Raw genomic sequence first — 16,979 nt, forward strand, 5'->3', positions numbered from 1 at the left:
GGCGCTCAACCCGGCTGATTTGACCGCCCCTGCGGGTCGGCCGAACCCTGCGGGTTTCGCGCGGGATCGAGTGGCGCACAGGGGCTGTCGGGCTGCACCTGCGGTGCCACCGTGCCCATCGAGATGATGTATTTCAGCGCCTCGTCCACCGTCATCTGCAGCGGCCGGATGTCGGCCGTCGGCACGATGAGGAAGAAGCCCGAGGTCGGGTTGGGCGTCGTCGGCACGTAGACGCTGGTGTGCTCGCCGTCCAGGTGGCAGGCCACCTCGCCGCTGGGCGTGCCGGTGACGAAGGCGATGGTCCAGCTGCCGGCACGCGGGTACTGCACCAGCACGGCCTCGCGGAAGGCGTTGCCGCTGCTGGAGAACAGCGTGTCCGACACCTGCTTGACCGAGCTGTAGATGCTCTTGACGATGGGGATGTGGGACATCAGCCGGTCCCACTGCGTCAGCAGCCACTGGCCGAAGATGTTGGCGACCAAGACGCCCGTGGCCAGCAGGCCGCCGGCCAGGATGAGCAGCCCCAGGCCCGGCACATGGCCCAGCTCCAGCAGGCCGTCGCGCAGCGAGGCCGGCACGACCAGGGCCAGCGCCGACAGCAGCGAGCCGAACACGCCGTTGACGACGCCCAGCGCCTGGGTCAGCACCCAGAGGGTGATGGCCAGCGGCAGCCAGACCAGCAAGCCGGCGACGAGGTATTTGCGAAGCGAGGCGCCCACGTCGAGCCCGTTCAATGGCAGGCGCAGGAGCCGCCGCAGGGGGTGGAGGGCGTGGGCGAGCTGGCCTCGGCCTTGGGCGCATCGGTGGCGGCAACCGCAGGGGCGGCCGCCGCGGCACCGCCCTTGAAGTCGGTCGCGTACCAGCCCGAGCCCTTCAGCTGGAAGCCGGCCGCCGTGATCTGCTTGGAAAAGCTCTCGGCCGCGCAGGCCGGGCAGGTGGTCAGCGGCGCATCGGACAGCTTCTGCAGCACGTCCTTGGCGTGGCCGCAGGCGCTGCAGCGGTAGGCGTAGATAGGCATGGCAAGCGGATGAGGGGCGAAAAGCCCGACATTTTAGCCGCTGCCTCCCAGCCTCAGCCGTGGGGCTGCAGATGGTGGCTGACGTGCTCGTGGCGGTTGGCCAGCAGCTGCGGCATCAGCGAGCCGACGACCATGCCGACGAGGGCCGCCAGCAGGCCGGCGAGCTGGCCCGGGAAAAGCTCGCCCCAGGTCGTCACCTGCGGGAAGTAGGCCACCCAGACGGCGATGCCGGCAAAGATCGAGAAGATGGCGCCCTGGGTCGTCGCGCGCGGCCAGTACAGGCCGAAGACCAGCGGCACGAAGGCGGCGACCAGCGTGACCTGGTAGGCCGCGCTGACGAGGTCGTAGATGGACGTGCCCTGCAGCGCGATCGCATAGGCCAGCACGGCGAAGGCGAAGACGACCAGCGTCACGCGCATCGCGACGAGCTGCTGCCGGTCGCTCATGCCGGGGCGGATCTGCTTCAGGATGTTCTCGACGAAGCTGGTCGTCGGCGCCAGCAGCGTGGCCGAGGACGTGCTCTTGATGGCCGACAGCAGCGCGCCGAAGAACAGGATCTGCATGAACAGCGGCATATGGCCCATGACGAAGCTGGGCAGCACGCGCTGGTAGTCGTTCTGGGCCAGCGCCAGCGCCTTGTCGCCCATGACGGCCACGGCCGCCAGCACGATGAACATGGGCACGAAGGCAAAGGCGATGTAGCTGAAGCCGCCGATCATCGCGCCGCGCTGGGCGGTCTTGGAGTCCTTGGCGGACATGACGCGCTGGAAGACGTCCTGCTGCGGAATCGAACCCAGCATCATCGTCAGGCCCGAGCCGATGAACATGGCCAGCTGCGTGAAGCCGGGCTCGGGCAGGAAGCGGCCCAGGTCGCGGCTTTTGGCCAGGTCCAGCACCTTGCCCGCGCCGCCGGCCAGGTCGGCCGCGAACACCGCGATGACGCCCAGGCCGATGACCAGCACGATCATCTGGATGAAGTCCGTCCAGGCCACGGCCAGGAAGCCGCCGATGACGACGTAGACCAGCACCGCAGCCAAGCCGACGATCATGCCGGTCTGCGGGCTCATCGCGCCGTCGGTCAGGATGTTGAAGACCAGGCCCAGCGCCGTGACCTGGGCCGCGACCCAGCCGAGGTAGCTCAGGATGATGGCCAGCGAGCAGAAGATCTCGACGCCCTTGCCGAAGCGCTGGCGGTAGAAGTCGCCGATGGTCAGCAGGTTCTTCTGGTAGAGCCGGGCGGCGAAGAAGGCACCCACCAGCACCAGGCACAGGCCGGCGCCGAAGGGGTCTTCGATGACGGCGTTCAGGCCGCCCTGCACGAACTTGGCCGGCAGGCCCATGACGGTCTCGGCGCCGAACCAGGTCGCGAAGGTGGTCGTGACAACCATGACGAGCGGCAGGCTGCGGCCGGCGACGGCGAAGTCGGACGTGTTCTTGACCCGCGTGCCGGCCCAGACGCCGATGCCCAGCGTGCCGAGCAGGTAGAGCACGACGAAAACGATCAGCGTGGTGTTCATGGGCAGAGCGCGACGGAAGGGCCGAAAAAATTGGCGCGGATTATGAAGGCGCCGTCAAGGACAGCGGCTCAGAGGCCAATGCCCAGAAAGCGCGCGGTCAGCCAGGCCAGCAGCACGCCCAGCACGAAGCCGATGACGGCCCAGAACAGGCCGGACAGCAGGCGGTTGGTGCTGCGCAGCTCCTGCACGAGTGCGCGCAGCTGCGCATCGCCGCCGCGAGCCGCCTGGGCCTTGAGCGCGTCGTGCAGCAGGCGCGGCAGCTCGGGGATGAGCTGGGCGAAGCGCGGTGCCTCCTTCATCAGCTGCTTGTTCAGCGCCGGCCAGCCGACCTGCTCGTTCATCCAGCGCTCCAGGAAGGGCTTGGCCGTGGCCCAGAGGTCGAGCTCGGGGTCGAGCTGGCGGCCCAGGCCCTCGACGTTGAGCAGGGTCTTCTGCAGCAACACGAGCTGGGGCTGGATCTCGACGTTGAAGCGGCGCGAGGTCTGGAACAGGCGCATCAGCACCTGGCCGAGCGAGATGTCCTTCAGCGGCCGGTCGAAATGCGGCTCGCAGACCGCGCGCACGGCGCTCTCCAGCGCATCGACGCGGGTCTCGGGCGGCACCCAGCCGGAGGCGATGTGCAGCTCGGCCACGCGCTTGTAGTCGCGCTGGAAGAAGGCGATGAAGTTCTGCGCCAGGTAGTCCTTGTCCACCTCGGTCAGCGTGCCGATGATGCCGAAGTCCAGCGCGACATAACGCCCGAAGGTGGCGGTCTCGACGCTGACCTGGATGTTGCCCGGGTGCATGTCGGCGTGGAAGAAGCCGTCGCGGAAGACCTGGGTGAAGAAGATGGTCACGCCGTCGCGGGCCAGCTTCTTGATGTCGATGCCGGCGGCCTCCAGCGTGGCGCGCTGCGAGATCGGCACGCCCTTCATGCGCTCCATGACGATGACCTCGGAGCTGCACAGCTCCCAGTGCATCTCCGGCACGAGCACGAGGTCCAGGCCGTCCATGTTGCGGCGCAGCTGGGCCGCATTGGCCGCCTCGCGCACCAGGTCCAGTTCGTCGTGCAGATAGGTGTCGAACTCGGCGACGACCTCGCGCGGCTTCAGGCGCCGGCCGTCGGCCGAGAAGCGCTCGATCCAGGCGGCCAGCCGGCGCATCAGCGCGAGGTCGTCGTCGATGACGTCCAGCATGCCGGGCCGCAGCACCTTGACGGCGACCTCGCGGCCGTCCGGCAGCGTCGCGAAGTGGACCTGGGCGATGCTGGCGCTGGCGACCGGTTCGGCATCGAAGCTGGCAAAGAGTTCCTCCAGCTTGCGACCGAAGGCGCGCTCGATCATCTCGCGCGACTGCGCGGCCGGGAACGGCGGCACGCGGTCCTGCAGCTTGGCCAGCTCCAGCGCGACATCGTTGGGCAACAGGTCGCGCCGCGTCGACAGCACCTGGCCGAACTTGACGAAGATGGGGCCCAGGCGCTCCAGCGCCAGGCGCAGGCGCACGCCGCGCGGCTCCCGCCAGCTGCGGCCCAGGCGCGTGAAGCGCCTCAGCAGCCGGAAACGGCGCCGGCGCAGGCCGGACAGCGCCAGGTCATCGAGGCCGAAGCGCCAGACCGTCCACAGGATGACGAGCAGCCGCGAGACAAACCTCATGCGGCGCTGCCGGCCGCGGTGGGCGCCATGCGCTGCGCCAGGCCGGACAGCGTGCGCCGCAGCGCGCGCCCGAACTGCGCCAGCTGGCGCGCCGGCAGCGGACCGACGATGCCGGCCAGGTCGTCCTCGATGTCCCAGCGCAGGTTGTCCATCAGCCAGTGCATCTCGCCGGCGAAGGCGGCATCGCCCTGCACGGTGACACCGGGGAGCTCGCCGCCGAGCGCGCCCAGGGCCAGCCTGGCGGGGTTGGACGCGTCGACCTCGATGCGCAGGCCGCCCGCACCGGCCGGCGCGGCCTCCGGGCGCTCGAACAGGCCGGCCGGCGTGACGCCCAGCACCAGGTCGGGCACGGCGGGCAGCAGCGCCGGCCAGCCGGCCAGGTGGACGACCAGGCCCCGACCCGCCAGCGGCTGCAGGCGCCGCGCCGCGATCGGCTCGCGCGACAGAACATGGTTGATCAACAGCACGAGGCGGTCTTGCAGGGCCGGCATCAGCAGCGGCGTGAGGGCGGGCAGGGGCGGCATGGGCCAGGGGGCAGGCATGCGCGGGATTGTAGGCAGCGGACCATGAACAGGGTGCCCGCGCGATGGGACTGTCAAATTTGATGATGGAGAATGCCGGATCGCCTTTTCGCCAGCCCCTCCTCCCGTGCTCCGGGACGCCAGCAACGCCAAGATGTTTGAGGACCGAAGCTACAAGAGGACGTTCTACAGCGCACCGCAGTCGGTCGAGTCGCTGATCGCGGCTTTCCTCGAACCCGGCATCATCGTGCTGACCTTCCTGGTCGTGAACGGCGAATTCAACGAGCCCGTCATGCGCCCGACGCTGACGCTGTGCCTGCTGGTCTTCGCCCTCACCTTTCCGGGCCGCAACCGCTTCAACGACCACCCGGCCAGCGCCCTGGTCGACGTGCTGTCGTCCTGGCTAGTGCTGCTGGGCATCCTGCTGCTGTGCGGCTATGCGACGAACAGCCTGCATTATTTCGAGGACAAGGTGCTGATCTGGTGGGCCGTCCTGACGCCCGTCATCCAGATCGTCGCGATCGCACTGGGGCGGCGCATCCAGCAGTGGCGGGCCAGCGACCCGGGCGCACGCCGCACGGCCGTGGTCATCGGCGCCGGGCCGCTGGGCCACAAGGTGGCGCGCGCGCTGCGCGACACCCAGGGCGTCATCTGCCTGGGCTATTTCGACGACCGCGGCCGCGAGCGCCTGCACCCCGACGCCGGCACCGAGCTGCTGGGCACGCTGGCCCAGCTCAGCGACTTCGTGCGCGACAAGGGCGTGCGCGAGGTCTACATCACGCTGCCGCTGGGCTCGCAGCCGCGCATCGTCGAGCTGCTGGAGCAGGTGCAGGGCACGACGGCCTCGCTGTTCTACGTGCCCGACGTGTTCGGCATCAGCATCATCCAGGGCCGGCTGCAGGACATCAGCGGCGTGCCCGTCGTCGGCATCTGCGAGACGCCCTTCACCGGCACCAACCAGCTCGTGAAGCGGCTCAGCGACATCGTGCTGGCGGCGACCATCCTGATCCTGATCTCGCCGCTGCTGCTGCTGCTCGCGATCGGTGTCAAGCGCAGCTCGCCCGGTCCCATCATCTTCAAGCAGCGCCGCAACGGCCTGGACGGCGACGAAATCATCGTCTACAAGTTCCGGTCGATGCGCACCCAGGACAATGGCAGCGTCGTCAAGCAAGCCACCAAGGACGATCCGCGCATCACGCCCTTCGGCGCCTTCATCCGCCGCACCTCCCTGGACGAACTGCCGCAGTTCGTCAACGTGCTTCAGGGCCGCATGAGCATCGTGGGCCCGCGGCCGCATGCGGTCGCCCACAACGAGGAGTACCGCAAACTCATCAAGGCCTATATGGTGCGGCACAAGGTCAAGCCCGGCATCACCGGCTGGGCCCAGGTCAACGGTCTGCGCGGCGAGACCGACACCATCGACAAGATGAAGGCGCGCGTCGAATACGATCTCGAATACTTGCGCAACTGGTCGCTGGCCCTCGATCTGCAGATCATCCTGCGCACGGTGCGGCTGGTGGTGTTCGACCGACATGCCTATTAAGCCCTCCCGTCCTCCCCGTCGCCGCATCCTGCTGGCCGCCCTGTCCACCGCCGCAGCCCTCTCCCAGCCGGCGCAGGCCCAGACGGACGATTCGGCGCCCTTCTATGTCGGCGCGTCGCTGGGCGTCTCGCATGTGTCCAACATCTACCGTCTGTCGGACGCGACCAACAGCGACACCGTCGTCAGCGCCGGCGTGCTGGGCGGCCTGGACCATCGCCTCGGCCGCCAGCACCTGAAGCTGGACGGCTCGCTGCAGGACAACCGCTATGCCACCAACAGCGGCCTGAACAACCACTCCTACTCGGTGAAGGCCGCGCTGGACTGGCAAACCGTCGGCGACCTGTCCGGCACGCTGAGCGCCAAGTCCGACCGCTCGCTGGCCGACTTCAACATCGGCAGCGGCGCCAAGCAGATCTCCCGGAAGAACACCGAGAGCAACGACGAATACCGGGCCATCGCGCGGCTGGGCGTCGGCACGCGCTACAGCCTCGAGGCCGGCTGGGCCTACCGCAGGCGCAACTTCAGCGCCCAGGAATACGACATCTTCGTGTTCCGCCAGAACACCGCCTCGCTGGGCCTGTACGCGACGCCGGCCGGCAATGTCACGCTGGGCCTGGTCGGCCGCCACACGCGGGGCCAATACCCGCGCTATCCGGTCGCGCTTGGCTCTTTGACTTTCATCCTGCCCAACGACTTCACGCGCAACGATCTCGACTTCACGACGCGCTGGAACACCAGCGGCAGCAGCACGCTGGACACGCGTATCAGCCGCAGCCGCACCAGCAACAGCCTGGATGCGCTGACCAACTTCGGCGGCACGACGGGTGCCATCGGCTGGAACTGGCAGGCGACGTCCAAGCTGCAGCTGGGCCTGCAATATTCGCGCGACACCGGCCAGGAGAGCCAGGTCCGCGCGGCCGACGTGAACCGCCTCTACACGACCTGGCAGGTCAACGGCAGCTATGCGCTGACCGGCAAGCTCAGCCTCAACGCGAGCGCCAGCGCCAACCGCAACCACCGCTCCAGGGACTCCGGCACCAGCCTGTTCGACGCCTTCGAGAACAACCGGTTCTACAGCGTCGGCCTGCGCTGGGCCTACTCGCGCAGCTTCAGCCTGGGCTGCCAGTACGACCACGCCAGCCGCGACAGCAGCGTGCCACAGTACGTCTACAGCGCCGGCAGCTACGGCTGCACCGGCCAGGCCATCCTGTACTGATCTGATCGGACCTCAGATGACCACCGTCTTGCTCACCGGCGCCGCCGGCTATATCGCTTCGCACACCTGGCTGGCGCTGCAGCGCGCCGGCTACCGGGTCGTCGGCGTCGACAACTTCGCCAACAGCTCGCCCGTCGTGCTGGAACGGCTGGCCGAGCTGGCCCCGGCGCCCATCGAATTCGAGCGCGCCGACGTCTGCGACGCCGCGATGCTGGACGAGGTCTTCGGCAGCTACCGCCCGGCGGCCGTCGTGCACTTCGCGGCCTACAAGGCGGTCGGCGAATCGGTCAGCCAGCCGCTGGCCTATTACCGCAACAACCTCGGCGGCCTCGTCAACACCTGCGAGGCGATGAAGCGCCACGGCTGCCTGCGCATGGTCTTCAGCTCCAGCGCCACCGTCTACGGCGCGCCCGAGCAACTGCCGCTGCGCGAGGACGCGCCGACCTCGGCCACCAACCCCTATGGCGCGACCAAGCTGATGGGCGAGCAGATCCTGCGCGACCTGGGCGTGGCCGACGCCCTGGCCATCAAGGGCGGGGCCGCCGGCCCCGCGTGGCAGACCGCCTGCCTGCGCTACTTCAACCCCGTCGGCGCCCACGAGAGCGGCCGCATCGGCGAAGACCCACGCGGCACGCCCAACAACCTGATGCCCTATGTCGCTCAGGTCGCCGTGGGCCGGCGCGACAAGCTCTCGGTGTTCGGTGGCGACTACCCGACGCCCGACGGCACCGGCGTGCGCGACTACATCCATGTGACCGACCTCGCCGAGGGCCATGTCGCCGCGCTGCGGCGCCTGCTCGACACGCCCGGCTCGCTGACCGTCAACCTCGGCACCGGCCAGGGCTACAGCGTGCTCGACCTCGTGCGCGCCTACGAGGCGGCCAGCGGCCGCAGCGTGCCCTACGAGATCGTCGCGCGCCGCCCCGGCGACGTGGCCGCCTGCTGGGCCGACCCGGCGCTGGCGCGGGAGCTGCTCGGCTGGCAGGCCCGCCTCGACCTCGCCCGCATGTGCGAGGACAGCTGGCGCTGGCAGCACCTCAATCCCCACGGCTTCAACTGATCCCGACCGATATGACCTCCCCCCCCAACAAGATCCCCGTGCTGCCCGTCATCATGGCCGGCGGCTCGGGCACGCGGCTGTGGCCGCTGTCGCGCGCCGGCTATCCCAAGCAGTTCCTCGTGCTGTCCGGGTACCGCTCGGCCCCCAGCGCCGGGCAGAAGCCCGGCGCGCCCCCCAAGGGGGTCAGTGATCTTGGGAGCGGCCCTGCGATCCCTGAGAGCCTGTTCCAGCTCGCCGCACGCCGCCTTGCCGCCCTGGCCTCGCCCGAGTTCGAGCTGAGCGGCCCCTGCATCGTCGGCAACGACGAGCACCGCTTCCTCGTGCTGGACCAGCTCCGCGAAACCAGGCTGGAACCGAGCAGCGTGCTGCTGGAGCCGCTGGGCCGCAACACGGCGCCGGCGCTGACGCTGTCCGCGCTGCAGGCGCTGGAGGGCGGCACCGATCCCGTCCTCGTCGTCACGCCGGCCGACCAGACCGTCACCGATGCCGCCGCCTTCACGGCCGCGCTGCAGCAGGCGGTGCGCATCGCGGCCGAGGGCGCCATCGCCATCCTCGGCATCACGCCCGACCGGCCCGAGACCGGCTATGGCTACATCCGCACGACGGCCGACGCCGCCGGCCTGGCCGTGGCCCGGTTCGTCGAGAAGCCCGACCTCGAAACCGCCCGGCGCTATCTCGCCGAAGGCGGCTACTACTGGAACAGCGGCATGTTCGTGCTGCGCGCCAGCGTCTGGATGCAGGCCCTGGAGCGCTTCCGCCCCGACATCGCCGCGGCCACCCGCGCCGCCTGGGCCGTGCGCAAGACCGACGCCAAGTTCGTGCGTCCCGGCAAGACCGAGTTCGCCGAAGTACCGAGCGAATCGGTCGACTACGCCGTCATGGAGCGCTGCCCCGGCACCGACATCCCGCTGCGCATGGTCGCGCTGGATGCGGGCTGGAACGACCTCGGCGCCTGGGAGGCCGTCTGGCAGGTGGCGGACAAGGACGAGGCCGGCAATGCCTGCGTCGGCGACGCGCTGATCGCCGACAGCCAGAACACGCTGGTGCATGCCACCAGCCGCCTGGTCGGCGTCGTCGGGCTGAAGGACGTCGTCGTCGTCGAGACGGCCGATGCGGTGCTGGTCAGCGACCGCGCGCGCAGCCAGGAGGTCAAGCAGATCGTCAACCGCCTCGGCGCCGAGCAGCGCGGCGAGCATGCGCTGCACCGCAAGGTGCACCGGCCCTGGGGCTGGTACGACAGCATCGACCAGGGCGAGCGCTTCCAGGTCAAGCGCATCATGGTCAAGCCGGGCGCGGCCCTGAGCCTGCAGATGCACCACCACCGCGCCGAACACTGGATCGTCGTCAGCGGCACGGCCGAGATCGTCAACGGCGACAAGACCATCCTGCTGACGGAGAACCAGAGCACCTACATCCCGCTGGGCCAGACCCACCGCCTCGCCAACCCGGGCAAGGTGCCGCTGGAAATTATTGAGGTCCAATCGGGCTCCTATCTGGGCGAAGACGACATCGTCCGTTTCGAAGACACCTACGGCAGGGCATGAGCCCACCCCCTACCGGCTTCGCCGGCCCCCTCAAGGGGGCGCACCCAGTGGCCCGGCAAAGCCGGTTCCGCGGGTGCTGCTTGGGAAGGCACTAGCCTGCGACAAAATCCACTCATGACCATACTTGTTACCGGCGGCGCCGGCTTCATCGGCAGCAATTTCGTGCTGGACTGGCTGCGCCAGTCCGACGAGCCCATCGTCAACCTCGACGCGCTGACCTATGCCGGCAACCTCGAAAACCTCGCCTCGCTGGCCGGCGACGCCCGCCACGTCTTCGTGAAGGGCGACATCTGCGACCGCGCTCTCGTCGACGGCCTGCTGGCCACGCACCAGCCGCGCGCCATCGTGCATTTCGCGGCCGAGAGCCATGTGGACCGCTCCATCCAGGGCCCCGGCGCCTTCATGAAGACGAACGTCGACGGCACGTTCACGCTGCTGGAAGCCGCCCGGGCCTACTGGAGTTCGCTGGAGGGCGACGCCAAGGCGGCTTGGCGCTTCCACCACGTCTCGACCGACGAGGTCTATGGCTCGCTGAAGCCCGCGGACCCGCCCTTCGCCGAGACCCATCCCTACGAGCCCAACAGCCCCTACTCGGCCAGCAAGGCCGCCAGCGACCACCTCGTGCGGGCCTGGCACCACACCTACGGCCTGCCCGTCGTCACGACGAACTGCTCGAACAACTACGGGCCCTATCACTTTCCCGAGAAGCTGATCCCGCTGATGATCGTCAACGCGCTCGCCGGCAAGCCCCTGCCCGTCTATGGCGACGGCCAGCAGATCCGCGACTGGCTCTACGTGACCGACCACTGCAGCGGCATCCGCGCCGTGCTGGCCGGTGGCCGTGTCGGCGAGACCTACAACATCGGCGGCTGGAACGAGCAGGCCAATATCGACATCGTCAAGACGGTCTGCGCGCTGCTCGACGAGCTCCGCCCTGCAGCCGACGGTCCCTACGAGCGCCTCATCACCTATGTGAAGGACCGCCCCGGCCACGACCGCCGCTACGCCATCGACGCGCGCAAGATCGAGCGTGAGCTCGGCTGGCGCCCCGCCGAGACCTTCGAGACCGGCATCCGCAAGACGGTGCAGTGGTATCTGGACCACCCCGACTGGGTCGCCCGCGTGCAGAGCGGCGCCTACCGCGACTGGGTGGCCAGGCAGTACGGGTGACGCGATGAAGATTCTTCTGCTCGGCAAGGGCGGCCAGGTCGGCTGGGAACTGCAACGATCGCTCGCCGTGGCCGGCGACGTCGTGGCGCTGGACTTCGACGACGGCGCCGACTTCACGCAGCCCGACCAGTTGCTGTCCCGGGTGCAGGCGCTGGCCCCCCAGGTCATCGTCAACGCTGCGGCCCACACGGCCGTCGACAAGGCCGAGAGCGAGCCCGAGCTGGCGCGCCGGATCAACGCGGCCACGCCGGCTCTGCTGGCCATCGAGGCCAAGCGCCTGGGCGCGCTCTTCGTGCACTACTCGACCGACTATGTCTTCGACGGCAGCGGCAGCCAGCCGCGCGACGAGGAAGCCCCCGTCGCGCCGCTGAGCGTGTATGGCAGCACCAAGGCCGAGGGCGAGGACGCCGTCCGCGCCAGCGGCTGCCAGCACCTGATCCTGCGCACCAGCTGGGTCTATGCGGCGCGCGGCGGCAACTTCGCCAAGACCATGCTGCGCCTGGCGGCCGAGCGCGATCAGCTCAAGGTCATCGCGGACCAGATCGGCGCGCCCACCGGCGCCGACCTGCTGGCCGACCTGACGACCCATATGCTGCGCGCGGCCCGCGTGAACCCGGCACTCACCGGCACCTACCACGCCGTCGCCGGCGGTGAAGTGAGCTGGCACGACTACGCCCGCTTCGTCATCGAATTCGCGCGCGCCCGCGGCGTCGCGATCAAGGTCGCGCCCGAGCAGATCCTCGGCATCCCCACGAGCGACTACCCGACGCCCGCCCGGCGCCCGCTGAACTCCCGCCTGTCCACGGCCAAGCTGCAGCAGCGCTTCGGCCTGCGGCTGCCGCACTGGCAGCAGGGCGTGGAGCGCATGTTGAACGAAATCCTCTGAAAGGCCCGCCATGAAACACCGCAAGGGCATCATCCTCGCCGGCGGCTCCGGCACGCGGCTGCACCCGGCCACGCTGGCCGTCAGCAAGCAGCTGCTGCCGGTCTACGACAAGCCCATGGTCTATTACCCGCTCAGCACGCTGATGCTGGCGGGCATCCGCGACATCCTGCTGATCAGCACGCCGCAGGACACGCCGCGCTTCGAGGCCCTGCTGGGCGACGGCTCGCGCTGGGGCATCCGCATCAGCTATTGCGTGCAGCCCAGCCCCGACGGCCTGGCCCAGGCCTTCATCCTCGGCCGCGACTTCGTCGGCGACTCGCCCAGCGCGCTGGTGCTGGGCGACAACATCTTCTACGGCCACGACTTCGCCGGCCTGCTCGGCAGCGCGACGAGTCAGGCCACGGGCGCCAGCGTCTTCGCCTACCACGTCCACGACCCGGAGCGCTACGGCGTCGTCGAGTTCGACGCGGCCCAGCGCGCGCTGTCCATCGAAGAAAAGCCCAAGGCCCCGAAGAGCCACTACGCCGTCACGGGCCTGTATTTCTACGACGAGCAGGTCTGCGACATCGCGGCCGGCATCAAGCCCAGCGCGCGCGGCGAGCTCGAGATCACCGACGTCAACGCGCAATACCTGCGCCAGGGCCAGCTCAATGTCGAGATCATGGGCCGCGGCTATGCCTGGCTGGACACCGGCACCCACGACAGCCTGCTGGAGGCCGGCCAGTTCATCGCGACGCTGGAGAAGCGCCAGGGCCTGAAGGTGGCCTGCCCCGAGGAAATCGCCTTCCGCTCGGGCTGGATCGACGCCGAGCAGCTCCAGGCCCTGGCCCAGCCGCTGGCCAAGAACGGCTATGGCCAATACCTGCTCAAGCTGCTGACCGACAAGGCCTTCTGATCCCGATGCAAATCACCCCCACCGCCCTGCCCGAAGTCCTGCTGATCGAACCCAAGGTCTTCGGCGACGCCCGCGGCTTCTTCATGGAGAGCTGGAACGAGGCGCGCTTCAACGCCGCGCTGGGCCAGGACGTGCATTTCGTGCAGGACAACCACTCCCGCTCCGCGCGCGGCGTGCTGCGCGGCCTGCACTACCAGCTGGCCCCGCATGCCCAGGGCAAGCTGGTGCGCTGCGTGTCCGGCGCCGTCTTCGACGTGGCCGTGGACATGCGTCGCGCCAGCCCCAACTTCGGCCGCTGGGTCGGCTTCGAGCTGTCCGCCGAGAACCACCGCCAGATGTGGATCCCGCCCGGCTTCGCCCACGGCTTCGTCGTCGTCAGCGAGACGGCGGACTTCCTCTACAAGACCAGCGGCCGCTATGCCCCCGAATGCGAGGGCGCCGTGCGCTGGGACGACCCCAGCATCGGCGTGGCCTGGCCGCTGGACGGCATCACGCCCCAGCTGTCGGCCAAGGACGTCGCGGCCCCGCTGCTGGCCGAAGCCAAGACCTTCGACTGATCAACCCCTGCCGATGCCCCGGTATTCGATCCCCAGCGCCTTCATCAGCTTGGGGTCGTAGAGATTGCGGCCGTCGAAGACGACGGGTGCCTTCAGCGTGCCCTTGATCGCGTCGAAGTCCGGCGTGCGGAACTCCTTCCACTCGGTCACGATCAGCAGCGCGTCGGCGCCCTGCAGCGCGGCCTCGGCGCGCTCGACCAGGCTCACGTCGTCGCGCGGACCCAGCACGCGGGCCGCCTCGGCCATGGACACCGGGTCGTAGGCCGCCACCGTCGCGCCGCGCCGGGTCAGCTCGTCGATGACGACCAGGGACGGCGCCTCGCGCATGTCGTCGGTATTGGGCTTGAAGGCCAGGCCCCAGACAGCGAAGCGGCGGCCCTTCAGGTCCGCGCCGAAGCGCTCGACCACCTTGTCCACCAGCACGCGCTTCTGGCGCTCGTTGGCCTCTTCCACGGCCGTCAGCACCTTCAGCGGGATGCCGGTGTCGGCCGCCGTCCTCACCAGCGCCTTCACGTCCTTGGGGAAGCAGGAGCCGCCGTAGCCCGTGCCGGCGTAGAGGAACTGGTAGCCGATGCGCGTGTCGCTGCCGATGCCGCGGCGCACCAGGTCGATGTCGGCGCCGACCTTCTCGGCCAGCAGGGCCAGCTCGTTCATGAAGCTGATGCGCGTGGCCAGCATCGCGTTGGCCGCGTACTTGGTCAGCTCGGCGCTGCGCACATCCATCACCAGCATGCGGTCCTGGGTGCGGTTGAAGGGCGAGTAGATGGCGCGCATCAGCAGCGTGGCCTGCTCGTCGTCCGAGCCGACGACGACCCGGTCCGGCTTCATGAAGTCCTCGACGGCCGCGCCTTCCTTCAGGAACTCGGGGTTGGACACCACGGCGAAGGACATGTCGCCCAGGCCGCGCTTGACCAGTTCTTCCTTGACCGCCGCGCGCACCTTGTCGGCCGTGCCCACCGGCACCGTGCTCTTGTCGACGATGACCTTGTAGTCCGTCATGCGCTGGCCGATGGAGCGGGCCGCGGCCACGACGTATTGCAGGTCGGCCGAGCCGTCCTCGTCCGGCGGCGTGCCCACGCCGATGAAGAGCAGCGTGCCGTGCTGCACGGCCATGTCGACATCGGTCGTGAACTGCAGGCGGCCCGCGGCCACGTTGCGCTTCACCACCTCCTCCAGCCCCGGCTCATGGATGGGGATGCCGCCCTCGTTCAGGATGCGGATCTTCTCCGGGTTCACGTCCAGGCAGACCACATGGTTGCCCATCTCGGCCAGGCAGGCGCCTGTGACCAGGCCGACATAGCCGGTGCCGATCGCGGTGACTTTCATTGCTCGTCCTTGCTCAGAAGCGGTTCATGCGTTTGTAACGCCGGTGCGTGACAGGGGCGTGGAGGTCAGACCTTGTAGTAGTCCCGGTACCAGGCGACGAAGCGCTGGATGCCCTCGGGCACCGGCATCGCGGGGCGGAAGCCCGTCCACGCCGCCAGCTCCTCCACGTCCGCATGCGTGGCCGGCACGTCGCCGTCCTGCATCGGCATGAAGTTCTTCACCGCCTCGCGGCCGACGGCCTGCTCGATGGCCTCGATGAAGCTCATCAGCTCGATCGGCGCATGGTTGCCGATGTTGAACACGCGATACGGTGCGCTGGAGCGCGCCGGGTCGGCCCGGTCGGGGTCGTAGCCGGGGTCGGCCGTCGCGGTGCGGTCCAGCACGCGCACGACGCCCTCGGCGATGTCGTCGATATAGGTGAAGTCGCGGATCATTCGGCCGTGGTTGAACACGTTGATCGGCCGCCCTTCGATGATGGCCTTGGTGAACAGGAACAGCGCCATGTCCGGCCGGCCCCAGGGCCCGTAGACCGTGAAGAAGCGCAGGCCCGTCGTTGGCAGGCCGAACAGATGGGAATAGGTGTGGGCCATCAGCTCGTTGGCCTTCTTCGTCGCGGCGTAGAGGCTGATGGGGTGGTCGACGCTGTGATGCTCGGAGAAGGGCATCAGCGTGTTGCCGCCGTAGACGCTGGAGCTGGACGCATAGGCCAGGTGCTGCACGCCGCCGTGGCGGCAGCCTTCCAGGATGTTCGTGAAGCCGACGATATTGCTGTCGATATAGGCGTGCGGGTTCTCGATGGAATAGCGCACGCCGGCCTGGGCGGCCAGGTGCACGACGCGGTCGAAGCGCTGTTCGGCAAACAGCCGGGCCATGCCTTCACGATCCGCCACGTCCATCTTCACGAAGCTGAAACCGGGCTTGTCCGTCAGCCGTGCGAGCCGGTCGTGCTTGAGCTGGGGCGAGTAGTAGTCGTTCAGGTTGTCCAGGCCGACGACCTGATCGCCGCGCGCCAGCAGGATCTGGCTGACATGCATGCCGATGAAGCCGGCGGCGCCGGTGACGAGGACTTTCAAAGGGGCATCCCGAAGTGAGGAGGAACGCGGCATCGCCGCGGCCACTATTCTGGCCCACCCGGTCTGGCCGGCAGTGGTCGTCGCCCGCCTGAACAGGCGGTTCCGGCGCCTGCCACACGGCAGGCGCGGCATCGACGTTTCACACGATGCCAACGGGCCGGACCTAACATCCACATCTGCCATGCCGCCATCGACCTTGCATCGCCCCCTCCAACCGACGGAACTATTCGGCGTTCGCGTCGATGTGGGCGATACGGGCTCCGCGGTGGAGGCCATCTGCGAGCGAGGAGCGTGCCGACAGGGCGGGCTGGTGTGCGTGGCCAATGTCGACATGCTGACCCGCGCCAAACGCACACCGCAGCTCGCCGCGCTGATGCGCGGCGCCGTTGCCGTCGTCACCGATGGCATGCCCCTCGTCTGGGCCCTGAAGCGGCTGCGTCAACACGCCGAAGCCAGCCGCGTCTATGGCCCGGGGCTGGTCTTGGCGGTTTGCGAGGCGGCTGCCAAGCGGGGCCTGAGCGTCTTTCTTTATGGCGGCACGCCGGACGAGCTGACGCTGATGCAGGCGCGGTTGCTCCAGCGAATTCCGGCGCTGAAGATTGCAGGCGCCGTGTCGCCACCCATGCTTCCCGCGGAACCTGCGTTCGACCAGGAAATCACCGACACCATCAACCGATCCGGCGCCGCCGTCGTCTTCGTCGGGCTGGGCTGTCCCAAACAGGAGTTCTGGATGGACGCCCATCAACGGCAGTTGAAACCCGTCTCCATTGGCGTGGGCCTCGCGTTTGCGCTGATCGCCGGTACCAAGTCGCAGGCGCCGCGCTGGATGCGCGATCACGGCCTGGAATGGCTGTACCGGCTCTGCCAGGAACCCGGCCGGCTCTGGCGCCGCTACCTCGTCGGCAATACGCTCTTCATCGGCTATGTGCTCCGGGATCTGATGCGGCCCGCCGGGCGCTGAGCCGCGTTTCGCACCAGCGTCCGCGGCCGCGCCATTACGGCAGCCGTGCCGATGCCACAGG

General features: G+C 68.8%; 16 protein-coding genes. 9 read left to right on the plus strand and 7 right to left on the minus strand.

Translation table 11 applies throughout. The annotated features are described in order from the left end of the window. Nucleotides 1-5: 5 nt before the first annotated feature. From NYP07_RS02950 to NYP07_RS02970, 5 genes are all read right to left on the minus strand, one after another. Entirely contained in the window at nt 6-719 is a 714-nt protein-coding gene (locus NYP07_RS02950; protein ID WP_268147249.1) for a DUF502 domain-containing protein, read from the minus strand. A gap of 11 nt (nt 720-730) precedes the next feature. Next, nucleotides 731-1,018, minus strand: a complete 288-nt coding sequence (locus NYP07_RS02955; protein ID WP_268147251.1) for an FmdB family zinc ribbon protein — start codon at nt 1,016-1,018, stop codon at nt 731-733. A 53-nt stretch (nt 1,019-1,071) separates the two neighbouring features. Further along, a complete protein-coding gene (locus NYP07_RS02960) occupies nt 1,072-2,535 on the minus strand; it encodes a high affinity choline transporter 1 (RefSeq protein WP_268147253.1) in 1,464 nt (487 codons plus the stop codon). Between the two features lie 68 nt (nt 2,536-2,603). Beyond that, nucleotides 2,604-4,166, minus strand: coding sequence for a ubiquinone biosynthesis regulatory protein kinase UbiB (ubiB, locus tag NYP07_RS02965; RefSeq protein ID WP_268147255.1), 1,563 nt, complete (start codon nt 4,164-4,166; stop codon nt 2,604-2,606). Further along, the gene (locus NYP07_RS02970) at nt 4,163-4,708 is read right to left on the minus strand and encodes a hypothetical protein (protein WP_268147257.1); all 546 of its coding nucleotides are present in this window, start codon (nt 4,706-4,708) and stop codon (nt 4,163-4,165) included. The genes ubiB and NYP07_RS02970 overlap by 4 nt, the downstream gene beginning before the upstream one ends. Before the next feature lie 133 nt (nt 4,709-4,841). On the opposite strand from NYP07_RS02970, the gene NYP07_RS02975 reads away from it, so the two are divergent. From NYP07_RS02975 to rfbC, 8 genes are all read left to right on the plus strand, one after another. After that, nucleotides 4,842-6,230 (plus strand): undecaprenyl-phosphate glucose phosphotransferase, encoded by a 1,389-nt coding sequence (locus NYP07_RS02975; RefSeq protein ID WP_268147259.1) that lies wholly within the window; start codon nt 4,842-4,844, stop codon nt 6,228-6,230. Beyond that, on the plus strand, nt 6,220-7,446 hold the full coding sequence (locus NYP07_RS02980) for an outer membrane beta-barrel protein (RefSeq protein ID WP_268147261.1): 1,227 nt from the start codon (nt 6,220-6,222) through the stop codon (nt 7,444-7,446). The genes NYP07_RS02975 and NYP07_RS02980 overlap by 11 nt, the downstream gene beginning before the upstream one ends. A 16-nt stretch (nt 7,447-7,462) precedes the next feature. Beyond that, on the plus strand, nt 7,463-8,506 hold the full coding sequence (galE, locus tag NYP07_RS02985; protein ID WP_268147263.1) for a UDP-glucose 4-epimerase GalE: 1,044 nt from the start codon (nt 7,463-7,465) through the stop codon (nt 8,504-8,506). A gap of 53 nt (nt 8,507-8,559) precedes the next feature. Then, nucleotides 8,560-10,050, plus strand: a complete 1,491-nt coding sequence (locus tag NYP07_RS02990) for a mannose-1-phosphate guanylyltransferase/mannose-6-phosphate isomerase (RefSeq protein ID WP_378990223.1) — start codon at nt 8,560-8,562, stop codon at nt 10,048-10,050. Between the two features lie 114 nt (nt 10,051-10,164). Continuing rightward, nucleotides 10,165-11,220, plus strand: a complete 1,056-nt coding sequence (gene rfbB / locus NYP07_RS02995; RefSeq protein WP_268147268.1) for a dTDP-glucose 4,6-dehydratase — start codon at nt 10,165-10,167, stop codon at nt 11,218-11,220. A 4-nt stretch (nt 11,221-11,224) separates the two neighbouring features. Beyond that, nucleotides 11,225-12,106: a dTDP-4-dehydrorhamnose reductase gene (rfbD, locus tag NYP07_RS03000; RefSeq protein WP_268147270.1), complete on the plus strand. Its 882-nt coding sequence runs from the start codon at nt 11,225-11,227 to the stop codon at nt 12,104-12,106. Nucleotides 12,107-12,116: 10 nt separating this feature from the next. After that, the gene (gene rfbA, locus NYP07_RS03005; RefSeq protein WP_268147272.1) at nt 12,117-13,001 is read left to right on the plus strand and encodes a glucose-1-phosphate thymidylyltransferase RfbA; all 885 of its coding nucleotides are present in this window, start codon (nt 12,117-12,119) and stop codon (nt 12,999-13,001) included. A gap of 5 nt (nt 13,002-13,006) precedes the next feature. After that, nucleotides 13,007-13,558 carry a dTDP-4-dehydrorhamnose 3,5-epimerase gene (gene rfbC, locus NYP07_RS03010; RefSeq protein WP_268147274.1) on the plus strand — a complete coding sequence of 184 codons (552 nt, stop codon included), beginning with the start codon at nt 13,007-13,009 and terminating at the stop codon, nt 13,556-13,558. On the opposite strand, the gene NYP07_RS03015 is transcribed toward rfbC, so the two are convergent. Both NYP07_RS03015 and NYP07_RS03020 read right to left on the minus strand, forming a co-directional pair. Next, nucleotides 13,559-14,884 (minus strand): UDP-glucose dehydrogenase family protein, encoded by a 1,326-nt coding sequence (locus NYP07_RS03015; RefSeq protein WP_268147276.1) that lies wholly within the window; start codon nt 14,882-14,884, stop codon nt 13,559-13,561. A 65-nt stretch (nt 14,885-14,949) separates the two neighbouring features. Then, a complete protein-coding gene (locus tag NYP07_RS03020) occupies nt 14,950-15,957 on the minus strand; it encodes an NAD-dependent epimerase (protein ID WP_276596856.1) in 1,008 nt (335 codons plus the stop codon). Between NYP07_RS03020 and NYP07_RS03025 the strand changes: the two genes are divergently transcribed. Next, the gene (locus NYP07_RS03025) at nt 15,917-16,918 is read left to right on the plus strand and encodes a WecB/TagA/CpsF family glycosyltransferase (RefSeq protein ID WP_268147281.1); all 1,002 of its coding nucleotides are present in this window, start codon (nt 15,917-15,919) and stop codon (nt 16,916-16,918) included. The two genes, NYP07_RS03020 and NYP07_RS03025, sit on opposite strands and share 41 nt — an antisense overlap. The last annotated feature ends 61 nt before the right edge of the window (nt 16,919-16,979 follow it).

It is taken from the genome of Pelomonas aquatica (assembly GCF_026712205.1).
GTDB classification, from domain to species: domain Bacteria; phylum Pseudomonadota; class Gammaproteobacteria; order Burkholderiales; family Burkholderiaceae_C; genus Pelomonas; species Pelomonas aquatica.

Bases quoted from the DNA above. Each gene is read 5' to 3' on its own strand.
- NYP07_RS02955 (WP_268147251.1), bottom strand. From the start codon at position 1,018: ATGCCTATCTACGCCTACCGCTGCAGCGCCTGCGGCCACGCCAAGGAC.
- NYP07_RS02990 (WP_378990223.1), top strand. From the start codon at position 8,560: ATGGCCGGCGGCTCGGGCACGCGGCTGTGGCCGCTGTCGCGCGCCGGC.
- ubiB (WP_268147255.1), bottom strand. From the start codon at position 4,166: ATGAGGTTTGTCTCGCGGCTGCTCGTCATCCTGTGGACGGTCTGGCGC.
- rfbA (WP_268147272.1), top strand. From the start codon at position 12,117: ATGAAACACCGCAAGGGCATCATCCTCGCCGGCGGCTCCGGCACGCGG.
- rfbD (WP_268147270.1), top strand. From the start codon at position 11,225: ATGAAGATTCTTCTGCTCGGCAAGGGCGGCCAGGTCGGCTGGGAACTG.
- rfbB (WP_268147268.1), top strand. From the start codon at position 10,165: ATGACCATACTTGTTACCGGCGGCGCCGGCTTCATCGGCAGCAATTTC.
- NYP07_RS02975 (WP_268147259.1), top strand. From the start codon at position 4,842: ATGTTTGAGGACCGAAGCTACAAGAGGACGTTCTACAGCGCACCGCAG.
- NYP07_RS02960 (WP_268147253.1), bottom strand. From the start codon at position 2,535: ATGAACACCACGCTGATCGTTTTCGTCGTGCTCTACCTGCTCGGCACG.
- NYP07_RS02980 (WP_268147261.1), top strand. From the start codon at position 6,220: ATGCCTATTAAGCCCTCCCGTCCTCCCCGTCGCCGCATCCTGCTGGCC.
- rfbC (WP_268147274.1), top strand. From the start codon at position 13,007: ATGCAAATCACCCCCACCGCCCTGCCCGAAGTCCTGCTGATCGAACCC.
- NYP07_RS02970 (WP_268147257.1), bottom strand. From the start codon at position 4,708: ATGCCTGCCCCCTGGCCCATGCCGCCCCTGCCCGCCCTCACGCCGCTG.
- galE (WP_268147263.1), top strand. From the start codon at position 7,463: ATGACCACCGTCTTGCTCACCGGCGCCGCCGGCTATATCGCTTCGCAC.
- NYP07_RS03015 (WP_268147276.1), bottom strand. From the start codon at position 14,884: ATGAAAGTCACCGCGATCGGCACCGGCTATGTCGGCCTGGTCACAGGC.
- NYP07_RS03025 (WP_268147281.1), top strand. From the start codon at position 15,917: ATGCCGATGAAGCCGGCGGCGCCGGTGACGAGGACTTTCAAAGGGGCA.